Source organism: Actinokineospora globicatena, assembly GCF_024171945.1.
Classification (GTDB): Bacteria; Actinomycetota; Actinomycetes; order Mycobacteriales; family Pseudonocardiaceae; genus Actinokineospora; species Actinokineospora globicatena.
On record NZ_JAMTCR010000002.1, the window covers coordinates 2,952,338 to 2,966,860 of the forward strand.

Below are 14,523 nucleotides of genomic sequence, written 5' to 3' on the forward strand. Positions count from 1 at the left end.
GCGTGCGCTCCTGGCTAGTGCTCGAAGAGGGTGATGGTGCCCTTGGCGTCGCGGCCGAGCCGGATCCGGTCACCCGAGGCCACCTGCCGCTCCAGTTCGACGGTGAGCTCGACGTCGTTGAGGAACGTGCCGTTCACCGCGCGCAGCGGCGTGACCCACGCCGTCCCGTCGCCGTCGACCCGGAGCACGGCGTGGGCGCGCGAGACGTTCGCGTGGGTGGCGAACACGCGCTCGTGCTCGCCGTGCCTGCCCAACTGGGTTTTCTGGCCCACCTCGAGCATGACCTCACCGCTGTCGAACACGACCAGCAGCGCGGGTGGGGTCAGCGACCGCCCGCACCCCAGGTTCGTGCACCGGGTGTTGCCCTCGGCGGCCCCGGTCCCGCAGTGCCAGCACACCGCCCTGCTCCACGACTGCCGTCGGCTGCTCTGCTCAGCCTCGGCCCTGCCGGGTGCCGGGGCGGGTTCCGGCGGCGGCACGGGCGGTAGGTCGACCGCCGTCACGAGAGGTGCCAGGTGCTGCGGGCACAGGGACATGCTGTCGTCGTAGACCTCCGACCGGTCCTTGGAGCAGACCCGGCTCACCGCGGACCACCCTGGGTGACGCGCGTGGTCAGCGTCGGGCCCCGCTCGTCGTCGCCGGGGTGCACCGCGACGACCTCGACCAGGTCGCCCTGGCCCGCGCCGCTGTCGAACAGCTCCCTGGCCAACGGGTTCACCAGGTTGCTCTCCAACAGGTTGCCGACCCCGCGACCGCCGTTCTCCAGGTCCGACGAGCACGTCCGGACCAGGTCCGCCCGGGCGGTGGGGGACAGCCGCAGCTCGATGCCCAGTTCGACGTAGACCTTGGTCACGACGTTGTCCAGCTGCAGCTCGCAGATCCGCGCTGCCACGTCGGGGCTGATGTAGTCGAAGACGACGATGTTGTCGCCGAAGCGGTTGAGCAGCTCCGGTCGCTTGAGCTCGGTGGTGAAGTGGCGGCGGATCTCGGTGCGGACGCTGCGCTCCAACTCCGGGTAGGGGGTGTTCGGCTCGACCAGCCTACGGGTGGTGCCGGTCTCCCGGTCGGTGCGCAGGATGCCGAGGTTGGAGGTGAACACCAGCACGCACTCGGAGAAGTAGGTGGTCACGCCCTGGCCGTCGGTGAGCCTGCCGTCCTCCAGGATCTGCAGGAACTTGTCCAGCACCAACGGGTGCGCCTTCTCGATCTCGTCGAACAGCACCACCTGGAACGGCCGCCTGCGCACCGCCCCGGTCAGCTCGCCGCCCGCCTCGAACCCCACGTAGCCGGGCGGCGCGCCGATGAGCCGGTCGGCGGCCTGCTCGGCGGAGAACTCGCTCATGTCGAAGCGCAGGTAGGCCTGGGCGTCGCCGAAGAGCAGCTCGGCGACCTGCTTGGCCAGCTCCGTCTTGCCGACGCCGGTGGGGCCCGCGAAGAACAGCACGCCGCGCGGCCGGTGGCCCGAGGTGCTGGCCTGGGCGCCGGACAGGCCGAGCGCGGCGCGCTTGAGGATGTCCAGGGTCTTGCCGACCGCGCGCTCCTGGCCGAGCACCCGGCCGGCGATGACCCGCTGGCCGGTGGTGATCTGCTCGCGGACGCTGCCGCGCCGCCAGAGGTTGTCGTCGATGCCGAGCTTGAAGATCCGGGTGGCGTCGGCGACCCGGTCCGCGCCCAGCCCCCGGTCGAGCGCGAGTTTGATGATCTTGAACAGCGAGTCCAGCGCCATGCCCTCGGTGAGCCCGGCGAGTTCCTGCGCCGGGGTGATCCGACCCGGCCGGGGGTGTGCCGGGGGCAGCATCGGCACCAGCAACCCGGCCATGGTCGTGCGCTCGTCGAGCGTGGGCATCGGCACCGCCACCGTGCGGATCGCCTCGCCGCCCGCGGTGAACCAGACCGGCAGGTCCCGCTCGCCCTCCACCAGCCAGATCACCGGGTTGTGCAACGCGCGCGGCCGGTCGGGGTACTCGTGCGCCTCGGCGGTGAGCGCGAGCTTCTGGAAGAACAGGAACTGGTCGCGCTCGGCCTGGTCGAGCTGGGTCGGCGAGCGCACCAGCCGCGACGCGTGGTCGACGACGAAGGCCAGCCGGGCCGCGGGGCGCTGCGCGCCGCAGGCTTGCGCACCGGCCGCCGGGCGCGCGTTGTCGGTCTCCGGCGGTGGCTGCTCGGCCGTCCCCACCACCTTGGTCAAGTGCGCGCGCAACCGCTCCGGGGAGGGGCGCCTGCCCAGCACGTTGGCGCCCAGCACCTGGTCGACGGCCCGGTGTCCCTCGGGGGTGGCCGGGTAGACGCCGAGGCCCGCCACGGTGTCGTAGGTGACCAGCGCGTCGAACCCCGCGGGACGCAGCACGTGCCACAGCAGCGGCACCAGCTCCATGATCTGCGGTGCGCCGCCGTCCGACACCAGGAAGCGGTCCCGGGTGTTGCCGTGCAGCACGTACTGCGAGTGCACGGCCAGGGTGCCCGCGATCTCGCCCGCGAAGGCCGGGACGGTGTGCGGCCGCGTGCCGAGTTCGGTGCTCATCTGCTGTCCCTCTCGCGCAGGCGGGGCCGCTCGGTGTCGATGTCGTCCTTGGTGTCCGAAGTGGACGTGTGCCAGGACTCGGGTACCCGCCACGCGGTGCTCACCTGCTGCGGCGGCGACTCCTGCAGCCGCACCCGCACCCCGGCGGCCGCCGCCGCGTCCGCGACCGCCTGGATCCCCGCGTTGGCGATGGCGCAGCGCTCCTGGTCCACCAGCTCGTCGCTGTCGCCGCGCGGGGCGCGGGTGGACTCCAGGTGGTGCTCGATGATGTTGCCGTCGCGGACCCGGACCACTGTGGAGTGCTGGTCGCCCCAGTCGGCACGGGCCAGCCGCAGCCCGGTGTAGCCCTCGCCGTCGAAGGTGTCCAGCACCTCGTGGCCGCTCTCGTTGAGGCACTTGCGGACCAGTTCGCGCACGAAGGCGCGCCCCGCGACGTCCTCGGCCCACGCCGCCAGGTCGGTGCCCTCCGCCCGCAACCGCGGCGTCAGCTCCCGGGTGCCCGCGACGACCTCGCGCAGGGCATCGGCCGTGCCGCGCAGCCTGGCGGGCGGGTCGATGCCCGCGACCACCTCGGCGAGCGGACCGTCGTCGAGCGCCGCGACCCAGGTGGCGGCCAACCGGCGGCTCCGGACGCGGGGGTTGAGCGTGTCCACGACGGTGGTGCGCAGGTCGCTCAGGTACAGCGACGGCTCGTCGCGCCCGCTGATGGCGGCCGCCGCGGCCAGCACCTCGTCGCGCTCGCTCGCGGTGGCGTCCGGGTCGAGCAGGCTGATCACGTCGGTGATCGACGACGTCGCGACGGCGGCGGGTCGGGTGGCGTGGCGCCGCGCGGCGGCGTGGCGGTGCCGGTCGAGCTCGGCGGTCAGGTCGGCGTCCGCCAAGCCGGTCTTGCCGGAGACGGTGATCCGCAGCGGTGGCGCCGCCGCGTCCAGCTTCGCGCTCAGCCGGGCGATCTCCCGCTCCACTTCGGACACCCACTGGACCGCCCTGGCGGGGCTGATCTCAGCCGACAGCGCGAGCGGGCGCGGGACCTCCAGGGCCACCCCGGCTCGCTCCGCGCGTTCGCGGACCAGGCGCAACCGGGCGTTGACGACGACGACGTCGGTGACCGCGCGCCTGCGCCACTGCTCGGCCTCCTCCGCCGCCTCGATGGCGGCGATGTCCGCCTCCAGCTGGGCGCCCGACTCGCCGATCGCCCGGACCGCGCTCTCGGCCGCGGCGTTGACCGCCCTGGCCACCAGCACGGCCCCGGCCGTCACCGCGATCGCCCCCGCCGCCAAGACCGCCCCCGCGGCGACGACGGGAAGACCTACCGGCGCGACTACCACCGCTCCAGAACTCATGACTACCTCCTCAACGGTTAGGTGACGGACGGTCTGCCCGCGGGCGGGCCAGGATCTCGCGCTCGCGGCGGTCCTGCGCCCGCCACGCCAGGTACCGCTGGACCGTCCACGGCAGCAGCAGGAACGCGACCAGGAACGGCGTGACGACGGGCGCGAAGATGGTGAGGGCGCCCAGACCGGCCAGCGCCGCCAGCAACGCCGGTCCGGCGATCCGGCGCGCCACCAGGTTCCTGGCCAGCCTGCCCAGCGCGACCCGACCGGCGCCGAGCAGCGAGTAGGCCGGGTGGAAGCGGCCACCGCAGTCCCAGGCCAACGCGCTCTCCGACACCAGCCCGAGCAGGAGCGCGGCCACCACGCCCACCCAGGAGTCGACGACCTGGGCGTCGGTGGCCACGTCGACCACGTCACCGAGGCCGACGAGCGCGAACAGCACCGCGGCGATCGCGGCGACCCCGGCGGCGGCGTGGCTGAGCGCCTGCGGGCGGTTGTGCCTGCGCGACCAGTCCCGCAGGCCCTCGGTGCGGCGCAACCAGTCCTCGTGCGCGGCCCTGGCCCGCTCCTGCTCGGCGAGCCGCGCCGACTCGACCTCCGCGTGCTGGGTGAGCACCATGGCCACCCACTGGTAGTTCGGGTCGCGCACGAGCCGGGTGAACCAGTCCAGATCGAACTCGCGTGCCCACTCGTCGAGTTCACGCCGGATCCTGCGCCGATCGGCCTCGGTGGCCGTCGCGGCCAACAGCGCCACTGACAGGGCCCGGCCCCGGTGCGTGCGCAGGAACCCCTCCGCCGCCCGCCGCGCGTCGACGTCCTGCACGGCGTGCGCGTGCGCGGCCAACTGCTCCTGCTCCCGCCGCCACCGGGCCTGGACCTCGGGAAGACCGAGGCCACCCGCGCCATCCGCGCCCGCGGTCCCCGTCGCCAGCAGGCGCAGCAGGTCGTGGTCCCAGAGCTCGGCGACGATGTCCGGGCTCGGCACCACGTCCCCGTAGCCGTCCCTGGCCAGCTGGGCGAGCGGCCCGGGGGCGATGTTGCACCTGCGGTACCAGGGCGGGAAGGTCGGGTCCACCGCCCGGATCAGGTGCAGCAGCCGGACGTCGGCTGGCGCGCGGCGCGGGGGCGGCGGTACGCGGACTCCGTTGTCGGGGAACGTCGCCAACCACGCGAGCAGCGCGTCCCGCGGTCGGCTGTCGGACTCGCACAACACCGACAGCGACATCCCCCAGTCCTGGACCAGGTCCGCCGCGAGCTCCGTGCGCTCCCAGTACTCCGCCCCGGCGAAGACGTAGGGGTGCGCGGCCCGGGGGACGTTCCTGGGTGGGGCCGCCGCGGTGCTGACCGCGGGTCGGTCACCGCTCAGCCACGCGGTGACCTGCTCGGCGCCCCAGCGCCGCGCGGGGTCGATGGTCAGCAGGCCCGCGCAGAGCAGCCGGATGCCGTCGTCGGCGATCACGTCGGTGTCGATGGGCCGTTCGACGAGCCGCGAGCGCACCACGCCGGGCTCCTTGACGTCGGCGAACAGCGGTTGGCCGGTGGCCAGTTCCCGCACGCACACCCCCAGCGACCACCAGTCGAACGCGGGCAGCACGCGCCCGGCGACGAACTCCGGTGGCGTGTAGGGGAGAGTGCCGATCCGGCGGTCGTCGGTGAAGGTCTCGCCAGCGGGCAGGTGCATCGCGATGCCGAAGTCGGCGATCGCCACCCGCAGCGGTTCCCCGCTGCTGAGCAGCAGGTTGGCGGGCTTGATGTCGCGGTGCACGACACCGGCGGCGTGGATCCCGACGAGTCCGGCCGTGAGCTGCCGGACCAGCTCGGTGAGCACGTCCGGGGCGATCCCACCCGGGTGGGATCGGCGCATCCGCAGCAGCGTCCCACTGGTCAGGTACGCCATGACCTCGTAGAACCGGTCGTCGTCCACCCCGGTCTCGGCGTAGCCGACGACGTGCTCCGGGCAGTGCCGCGTCAGCAGGTCCACAACCCCGTCATCCGGTCGCCACCCGGGCCGGTGGACCTTGAGCGCCCAGTGCGTGCCGTCCGAGCGCCGCACCACGTGGTAGACGTCGCCCTGACCTCCGCTCATGGTGGGCTCGTTGAGGTCCTGCTCGACCCGGAACCGCGCGGCGAGGCCGGGCGGCAGCACCCTGGGCTCGCCGACCGGCCGCGTGCGCCCCGGGTCGACCTCGGTCGGCACACCGCTGTCCAGCGGCGCGCGGCCGGGGTCGACCTCGGTGGGCGGGCCGCCGCGCGGCGCGCCCGGACCCCGCCCCGGGTCGACCTCCGTGGGCGGCCCGCCCCGCGGTGCGCTCACCCGGCGACCACCTTGTGCCTCACCTGGCGCACGACAGCTCGACCACCACGGACCGGTTCTGCGCGGCCGCGACCGGGTCGAGCGCGCCGTTGGGACCGAGGTCGGGCTTGTGGTACTTGCCGGTCTGCCCGTCGCCGACGGTGCTGATCCGGTCGGCGGCCACGCCCGCCTGGACCAGCAGCGCCTTCACCGCCTCGGCCCGTTGCCGCGACAGCGTGACGCTGGCCTCGGGTGTGCCGTGGGTGGCGGTGTTGCCCACCAGGGTCACCCGCTGCGAGCCCCCGGTCAGCAGGGTGGACAGCTCGGTCAAGGTGGTGCGCGCGGCCGCCTCGTCGCGCAGTTGCGCGGTGTTCGGGCGGAAGCCGACCGCGCCGCTGTCCGCCAGCACCGTCGTCCCGCACGGCTCGAACACGACCGGCTTGGGCAGCGCGACCGCCGAGACCGGTTGGTCGGCCTTGGCCGCGTCCCGCCCCGGTGCCACCTCCACGACCCGGGAGCAGGTCGCCCCCGCCTTGGCCACGATCGCCTCCCACAGCGCCGTGACCCGCAGCTTCAGGTTGCCGTCGAGTGCGGGCTGGGGCTCGGCGGTCTCACCGAGCCCGACGAGGAGCACCGTCTTGCCGCGCAGCGCGGGCAGCAGCTGCTTGCTCGCGAGGAACTCGGCCACCTCACCGGGATCGGCGTCGAACATGCCCGTGGTGAGGAACGACACCGCCCCCGACGTGGCCAGCCCGGAGTCCATGACCACGACGGTGCCGCCGTCGTCGGTGAGCCTGCCCGCCTGCGACAGCGCGGACAGCACGTCCGCTTCCGGCTTCTTCGGCCCCAAGTCGGTGACCACGCTGGTGACCTGCTTGACCGCGGCAGCGACCTGTTGCCTGCGCTGGGAGGGGTTCTTGCCGTCGATCACGGGGGAGACCTTGATGGCGCGTGAGGGCTCGCCGTCGACGCGGAACACCTGGAGCCCTTGCTGGTTCTCGGCCGCGCCGTCGAGCAGGGTCTTCACCTCACCCGGGATGGTCGGCTGCTTGCTGCCCATCCGCGCGCCGACGACCAGGCTGACCGGCTTGTCCGCCGCACCCGTGCACGAACCGTCGGGAGCGCCCCCGCCCGGTGTCGGGGTGTCGCCGGAGCCGCACGCGGTCAGCAGGGTCGCGGCGGTGGCCGCCACCACGATGTGGAGCAGGCGGCCGCCGTCCCCACGGGTCCGGAGCGAGGTCATCGTTGGTCCTTCCCGTTCTGGTTGTCCCCATCGGTGCCGTTGAGCTGGTTCCGGTACGGGCGCACGGTCATGCCGTAGCCGAGCATCTTCAGCCGCGCGTCCGCGAGGACCTTCTCCACCAAGCTGTTCGGTAGCGCCAGGTACAAGGCCATGTCGTCCTCGGCCCGGCTCCGCACCCGCGCGACTTCCTCGACGAGCGTCTCCGCAGCCACCAACCCCGACTCCAGTTTGGCCAGCCGGGTCGCCGCCTTGGCGCGCTTGGCGACCGCCCGCGCCCACTGCTGAGCGGCCGGGTTGTGCAGCTTGTAGGCGGTGGCACCGGAGAGCACGCCGGTGCCCAGGTAGAGCACCAAGAACAAGATCGCGGACATGTGACTGCTCTGGGTGGCGCCCTCGGCCAACTGCGCCTGCGCTTGGCTCTCCGTCTCGACCGCCGTCCCACCCGCGGGCGGCGCGACGTAGAGCCAGCGGAACAAGAAGGCCGCCAGCCCCAGCGTCAACCAGACCACGGCGCACACCGCGGCGATGGAGCGCGAGTTGGGGGCTTGGCGCTGGACCGACTTCTCCTTCCACTGCTTGCCCGCGGTGTGCGAGAGCGCGAGGCACACGACGGTGAAGCCGCCGACGAACCCCCAGAGCACCCACTCGTAGTCGTCGATCGCCGCGGTGAGGATCTGGTTGAAGGCGACGACGTCCACCGCGGCCGAGGCCAGCAGCACGAAGTACTGCAACCCGGTCGTCCACGGCAGGCCGACGATGAGCGAGGCGTCGCCGCTGATCACCCGCTTGCGCTGGGACAGCACCACTATCGGGCGCCTTGACTCGCTCACCGCCTCCCCCCGGTGCGCTCGCTCCTGCGGATCGGCTCGTGGTAGGGCGTGTCCGGGTTGGTCACCCGCTCGAGGGCGTGCGAGACCGCGGCGTCCAAGTCGTCGAGGAGGTCGCGTTGGTCTTCCCAGCGGATCCGGCGGTACTCGACCAGCGCCTTGGCCTCGGCCTCGACGCCACCGATCTCGGCCAGGTACTCGTTGTGCTTGGACTTGGTGCGCAACTCCCACTCCGCCGTGTGGGCCCGGACGTAGTCGGTGATGCTCGGAATCGGGTCGACGTCGCGGCCCTGCGTGGCCATGTCCTTGATCGCGACCACCTTGGTGTCGATGTCCTTGGTGAGGTCGGCGACCTCCATGTCGGGCAATGCCCGCTTCTCCAGGTCCCGCACCCGTTGCTCGAGGGAGCGCGGGACGCGCTTCGACCAGCTCTTCCTGATCCTCATGCCGATTCCTTGTGCTCCTCAGGCCCGCAGCCGGGTTCGGGTCCGGTGTCCTGATCCGGCGGGTGGACGCGCTCGATGACCTGCCGCAGCTCGTAGTCGCCCTGCCCGAGGGTCTCCGGGGCGCCGGTCGCGGGCTCGAAGACCCAGGTGGGCAGGACCTGGCTGGTGTACCTGATCAGCGGTGCCAGGTAAGTGCCCTCGGCGTGCGCGTGCACGAGGTGCTCCCAGTACGCGCTGACCCGCATCGCGCCGCGCGCGCTGACCTGCTTCGCCCTGGTCTGGGTGAGCACGAACTCGGAGCGGATCGCCTGCGCGGTGGCGGCGATCTGGTTGTCCAGCTCGCCCAACCGGTTGTGCGTCTCGAGTTCGGCGGCGTGCGCGGCCGTGATCCGCCGGGCCCGCGCGGCCGTGCGCCTGCTGCGCAGGACGACGGTCTGGTCGGACCGGGCCTCGGCCCGGCTGCGCGGCAGCAGTTCTTCCTCGGTGAGCGGTTCCTCGGCGGCGTCGACCCCGTCGGTGGCGCGATCGAGTTCCTTCTTGGTGTTGGCGTACCTGGTGCGCAAGACCTCGAGGGCTTCCAGGCGCGGTTTGCTCTGCCGCACGAAGGTCGCCAGCAGCTCGGTCATCTCGTCCAGCGCGATGCTCTGCAGGTACTGGGGGTAGGGCGCGGTGATCACGCCATCGCGCGCGACCATCGCCAGCACGTCGTTGAAGGCGGGCGTGCGCTGCTTGCCGTCCCGGCGCCCCCGCCGCCGGTCCTCGCGCCGCTCACGCCTGCCGTAGGCCTGCTGGGCCGGTTTCGTCATCGCCACTCCTCGTGGACCTCGGTCGCGGTCCGCTCCGATAACGCCGCGCGGTGCCGGATCCCCAACCGCGCCAACGTGTTCACCTGGGTGCGCAGGTCGTCGGCCACCGCCTGCCCTGGAAAGCCCGCCTCCGGCACGGGGATGTCGACGGAGGTCAGCGCGGCGAGGGCGGCGAGCGGATCCCCGTCCTCGGCGAGCCGGGCCGCCTCGCCCACCGCCACCCGAGCCCGTTGCAGCGCGGCGCCGAGCGACTCCCTGGCGTCCGGCTCCGGTAGCCCGATGCCCGCACCCACGTCGACGACCATCTGACCCATGGCGACCAGTCGATTGCCGCTGTGCGACATCCGTGCGACGACCTCGTGGAGGTCGGGGTGCGCACGCACGCTCGGGGGCATGGCCGTCTCCTCCCACACGGTGTCGTCAGGCGGCTGTGCGTGCACCGGTCCGACCGTCGTGGTCGCCGCGTCCGCCGCGATCAACAGGGCCAGGTCCTGCGCGTTGCCTGTCGGGTCGTCCAGTTCGCACGGTGACAACGCCGCCTCCTCCTGCCGCAGGAGCACCGCGACCACATCGCGGCCGAGGCCGCGCAGCCTGGGCTTGGTGTCCGGCTCCGCCGCCAACGCGCACATCCGGTCCAGTGCTTGCGCGATCAGGGCCCGGTGCCGTCGGAGCCTGACCACCGCGGCGATCCTCGCCCCGCCCACGAGCAGCAGCGCGACCACCGCGGTCGCCCCGGCGATCCACGCGATCTGTTCGCTGTTCCACCCCACACTCCTGTTCTGACGGACAGCCGTGTCCTCAGGCGCCGACGTGGGCGAAGCCGCCCCAGTTGGCGATGTCCGCCGGATCGGCGAGGTCGCTCGCGGACAGTCCCGTGGGGAGCACGCGCCGCGGGTCGAGCAGCCACAGCTGCGCGGCACGCAGCGCGGCGGCGGGCCGTGTCGGGTTCTCGCCGAGGAAGTGCTGGAACAGCGCGAAGAGCGCCGAGTCGGCCGCGTGCGGCCACACCCCGCGCACCACCGAGCGCGTACCCGTGGCCAGGAGCGCGCAGGCCGGTTCGGACGCCTCGTCGTAGTCCGATCCGGGCATCCGATCCGGACCGCCGCGCACCAGCACCGGGTCCTGGGACCCCGCGGGAGCGGTGGCGAGCAGGCGTGCCGAGGGGAGCAGGGTGATCTCCACGTCCTGGACCAGGTACCGGCGACCGGTGCCGGTCTTGCGCCAGGCCGCCGCCCACGGCACCGCGCCGAGCGCGCCGACCGGCACCAGCGCGACGCGGGGAACCCGCCCCGGCGCGGCGGCCCTGGCCGCGGCGAACACCGCAGCGCCACCGGCGAGCCAGGCCCAGCCGCCAAGGGCGTCGAGCGTGGCCGCTGTCGTGGTCGGGGCCTCGGTGAACCACTCCTCGGACAGCAGCGGCAGGTGAGCGCTGGACACCTCGCCCTCGGCGGTGACGACAGCCACCACCCCGCCCGGCCTGCCGTGGCTGCGCGCCAGGTACAGCAGGGCGTCCAGCCCCCGCGCGCGCAACAGCGGTTGGATGTCCTCCGGCCCCAGTGGTCCGGTGAGCGCGGCTTTGTCCTCTTCGGACAGCAGGGCGGCCAGGCCGAGGCGCCGGGCGGCCCAGGCGTCCTCGGTCGCGGCGGCCGCCACCCACTGGTCGGCCAAGGCAGCACGGCCAGTGCCGACGAGGAGTTCGCGCACCAACTGGACTCCCGCGCTGTGCGCCACCGCGGCGCAGCGCTGCGCCTCCACCACCCGGACGAGATCGCCGTCGTCGCCGTCCTCGTGGCACCACGCGCCCACCACGCGGGCGAACCTGGGCGCCTGGGTGTTCTGCTCCTGGCGCGGGCGGGTCATCGCGCGCCAAGCCTGTTCGCTCAGCGCGCGCAGGCCGAGTCGCCTGGCCCGCGCCGCGTCCCCTGGGCCGCCGCGCTGGCGCAGGAGGTCGCCGAGCCGTTCGACGATGTGCGCCCCGTCGTCCGGCCACCGCCCGTCTTCCCGCTCGAGAGCGAGTTCCAGGTCGCCGATGGCGGGCTCCACCTGGTCGCCGTCGTGACCGCCGACCGCCAGCTGGGCGGACAGGCCACCCCGCAGGCGCTGGACGAACGGGCTCGACGCCACGGGTTCCGGCAGTTCCTCGCACCGCCGCAGGATCCGCTGGAAGGCGGCCGCCCGCGCGGCCGCGCTGCCCCGGGAACTCGCGACCACGTCGGCGAGGTCCTCCATGATGGGCACGAGGGCGTCCATTCCGGCGGCCCGGTGCGACTCCGACATCCCGCCGAGGGCCGTGCCCACCATCTCCTTCAGCTGAGCGCCCACCTCCTGGTCGTCCGTGCCCTTGGCGAGCATCGCCTTGAGCTTGGTCTGCTGCTCCACCCACTCGACCAACCCAGCCACCTCGGCGTGCTCGCGCAGGCTCGCGTGCTGCAGCGCGGCGTGGAACGGGCCGGGGTCGCGCTCACCCAGCACCACCGGGACCATGTCCTTGAGCAGGGTCGCGGCGGCCCGCAACGCGGGCACCCGGTCCGGCTCGACGTGGTCGGCCATCCGCAGCACGGCGTCGGCCATCTGCGCGGAGGTTTCCTGGAAGAGGTCGAGGTCCAGGGGGAACCGGTCGGCCGCCCACTGCGCCCGCAGCCGGGCCGTCCGCAGCTCCAGCTCGGCGCGCTCGACGTCGTCGTCGGCCAGCGCCTCGATCCTGGCGCCCGCCAGCACACCGTCCACATCGCAGCGGGCCGCGACCTCGGCACCGCCGAAGGCCTCCAGAGCCGCCGCGAGGCAGTCGATCCTGCTGCTGTGCAAGGAGAACACGACGTCGGCGGTCAGCTCGGCGCCTGCCAGCGCCCGGGTCGCCCAGTCGATGCCCGACCAGGCGTGCCGCGGGTCGTCGAGGTGCACCAGCAGCCCGTGCAGGCCGGACAGCACCATCTCCGCCCCCGGTGCCCGCGCGGGGTCCTCGAGCACCGCGACGGCGGCGGTCAGCGCGGGGACGTCCTCGGCGTCGCAGCCGCGGATCTGCAGCAGCAGCGCGTAGGAGACGGCCTCGTCGTCGTTGAGGCCGACCGCGGCCCGCTTGGCGGCGAACGACGTGACCGCCGTGTCCAGCGCGGCGCTCGCCTCGCCGCCGCTGGTCCAGAAGATCTCCTCGGCCACCGCCGCGACGATGCCGTGCGCCACGGGTAACCGCTCGTGGTCGGCGGGCCTGGAGTCGCGCACCGTCACCGCGGCGGCGAGCAGCTCGTCGAGCAGCCCCCGGTCCCCGGTGTCCAGGTAGACCGTCTCGAGCACGCCCGCGAACAGCTCCCACTCCTCGACGCAGTCCTGCCCCGCCTCCGCCAGCACCGGCGCCGCCAGCGCCCGCCGCAGGATGTCCGCCGCGCGGCGCACGTACGAGGTGTCCTCGGTCAGCGGCTCGGCCCACCACAGCGCCCGCGCCATGTTGAACTCGAAGTACGCGGCGTCCAGGGAATCGGTCCAGGTCAGCGCGATCTCGTCCAACGCCTGGATGAGTTGCCGCGCTCGATCGGCGGTCACGCCCTCCAGTCGCAGCAGCGAACCGGTCAGGTGCGCGGCGTCCACGGCGGCTCCCTCGGCGACCTCGGGTGGCGCCTGTGGCGTGGACACCGCCATCAGCGAGCAGGTGATGGCGGTGTCGAACTCCGCGGCGGACCCCGTGTCCTCGGCGATCCAGCCGTGCGCGAACCCGAGTTCGCTCCACCACCGCGGAGCCGACGGGTGCTCGGGCGCGGAGTGCAGGGCGAACCCGAGGACCGTGGTCACCAGGCGCACGGCACCGGTGTCGGCGCTCTCCTCGAGCGCGTGCAGCAGAGCGGTCCCCACCTCGGCCGCCGTCTCCGGGTCGACCCGGTCGGGGTCCTCCCGCAGCAGCGCGGCGAGTCGGATCGCCTCCTCGTGCGCGGTGGGCGTCTCAGCCACGGTTCACTCTCCCGCCTCGTGCCTCGATGACCGTCTGGACCCTGGACATCAGGTCGTCCATCCCGTCCGGGTCGGACAGCAGGGACTCGGCGCGCTGTCGGGGCAGGAGACCGCCGTCGGCCAGGCCGAGCAACGTCGACCGCAGCCCGGCCTCCCACGCGCTGGGGGAGACCTCGGACATCCGGCGCACCACGGTGTCGACCACCACCGAGTCCGGGTCGGGGTCCGCGTCGCGCACCTCCACCGCGGTGAAGGCGGACTGGGCGTTGGGGTCGGCGACCTGGTCGTGGCCCCACCGCGCGGCGCCGTCGTCGGACAGCGACGTGACCGCCGTGTCCGGCCTGCGCCCGAGCGGGCGGTCGATGTAGGCGTCGTACCAGGTCACGTACTCCGGGGCGGTGCGGGTGCCGACGTTGACCCTGGCGCCGGTGTCGCACACGCGCCGGATGGTGCTCATCATCGCGGGCACCCGTTCGAGGTAGTACGGCACCGGTTTGCCGAACTCGGCCGCGCACCGCTCGGCGAGCCTGCGCACCAGGTAACCGCCCCCGGGCAGCGGCGCGGAGTAGCCCGCCTCGTCGACCAGGTGCCCGAGCACCGCGCGGTGCTCCTCGTCGGGCAGCGCCCGCCCGTACCTGTTGGAGCGCACCTGCTTGGGCTTGGCCTGGGCGCCGCGCGCGCAGCGGTAGGACCGCAGCACGTCGTGCACGCGTTTGCGCACGTGGACGCGCACCGCCCCGGGTGGGTTCGTGATCGTGGCGCCGTGCTCCGTCAGGAAGGTCGTGGCGACGTGCAACACGTCGACCACGAGGTCCCGGCACACGCAGTCGCCGGAGAGCACGAGACCGATGGGCGCCTGCCTGCCCCGCCGCGCCGCGGGGCCGTACCGCAGTTCGCGCAGGACCAAGCCCAGGTCGCAGCGGGTGACCAGGTGGCTGGCGTGCAGCCGCGACCGGATGTCCTTCAGCTCGTCGAAGGCGGCTCGGACCACCTCGGTGGACAGTTCAGCGGAGTGGAGGGGGGACGGGAGCGAAACCATGGAGATCTTTCTATACTCACAGAAGTTTATATGCGAGGAAGTGATCCAACTGTGACAGACCAGGTCGTGGGGCGC

The 14,523-nt window shown here is 73.3% G+C and carries 11 protein-coding genes; all 11 read right to left on the reverse strand.

What is annotated here, in order from left to right:
* Positions 1-14: 14 nt before the first annotated feature.
* Genes LV79_RS34430 through LV79_RS13150 form a run of 11 tightly spaced genes read right to left on the reverse strand, consistent with a single transcriptional unit; the run spans position 15 to position 14,448 of the window.
* Positions 15-584, reverse strand: coding sequence for an FHA domain-containing protein (locus LV79_RS34430; protein ID WP_253835449.1), 570 nt, complete (start codon positions 582-584; stop codon positions 15-17).
* Positions 581-2,521 carry an AAA family ATPase gene (locus tag LV79_RS13105; RefSeq protein WP_253835450.1) on the reverse strand — a complete coding sequence of 647 codons (1,941 nt, stop codon included), beginning with the start codon at positions 2,519-2,521 and terminating at the stop codon, positions 581-583. The genes LV79_RS34430 and LV79_RS13105 overlap by 4 nt, the downstream gene beginning before the upstream one ends.
* Entirely contained in the window at positions 2,518-3,864 is a 1,347-nt protein-coding gene (locus tag LV79_RS13110) for a hypothetical protein (protein WP_253835451.1), read from the reverse strand. The genes LV79_RS13105 and LV79_RS13110 overlap by 4 nt, the downstream gene beginning before the upstream one ends.
* 10 nt (positions 3,865-3,874) lie before the next feature.
* Positions 3,875-6,169, reverse strand: a complete 2,295-nt coding sequence (locus LV79_RS13115) for a serine/threonine-protein kinase (protein ID WP_253835452.1) — start codon at positions 6,167-6,169, stop codon at positions 3,875-3,877.
* A gap of 19 nt (positions 6,170-6,188) precedes the next feature.
* Positions 6,189-7,391 carry an OmpA family protein gene (locus LV79_RS13120; RefSeq protein ID WP_253835453.1) on the reverse strand — a complete coding sequence of 401 codons (1,203 nt, stop codon included), beginning with the start codon at positions 7,389-7,391 and terminating at the stop codon, positions 6,189-6,191.
* Positions 7,388-8,221, reverse strand: coding sequence for a hypothetical protein (locus tag LV79_RS13125; RefSeq protein ID WP_253835454.1), 834 nt, complete (start codon positions 8,219-8,221; stop codon positions 7,388-7,390). Before LV79_RS13125 ends, LV79_RS13120 begins: the two co-directional genes overlap by 4 nt.
* A complete protein-coding gene (locus LV79_RS13130) occupies positions 8,218-8,664 on the reverse strand; it encodes a hypothetical protein (protein ID WP_253835455.1) in 447 nt (148 codons plus the stop codon). The genes LV79_RS13125 and LV79_RS13130 overlap by 4 nt, the downstream gene beginning before the upstream one ends.
* Positions 8,661-9,470 (reverse strand): hypothetical protein, encoded by an 810-nt coding sequence (locus LV79_RS13135; RefSeq protein ID WP_253835457.1) that lies wholly within the window; start codon positions 9,468-9,470, stop codon positions 8,661-8,663. The genes LV79_RS13130 and LV79_RS13135 overlap by 4 nt, the downstream gene beginning before the upstream one ends.
* Positions 9,467-10,240, reverse strand: coding sequence for a hypothetical protein (locus LV79_RS13140; protein WP_253835459.1), 774 nt, complete (start codon positions 10,238-10,240; stop codon positions 9,467-9,469). The genes LV79_RS13135 and LV79_RS13140 overlap by 4 nt, the downstream gene beginning before the upstream one ends.
* A 28-nt stretch (positions 10,241-10,268) precedes the next feature.
* The gene (locus LV79_RS34435; protein WP_253835460.1) at positions 10,269-13,409 is read right to left on the reverse strand and encodes a CHAT domain-containing protein; all 3,141 of its coding nucleotides are present in this window, start codon (positions 13,407-13,409) and stop codon (positions 10,269-10,271) included.
* A complete protein-coding gene (locus LV79_RS13150) occupies positions 13,402-14,448 on the reverse strand; it encodes a hypothetical protein (RefSeq protein ID WP_253835461.1) in 1,047 nt (348 codons plus the stop codon). The genes LV79_RS34435 and LV79_RS13150 overlap by 8 nt, the downstream gene beginning before the upstream one ends.
* Positions 14,449-14,523 lie beyond the last annotated feature (75 nt).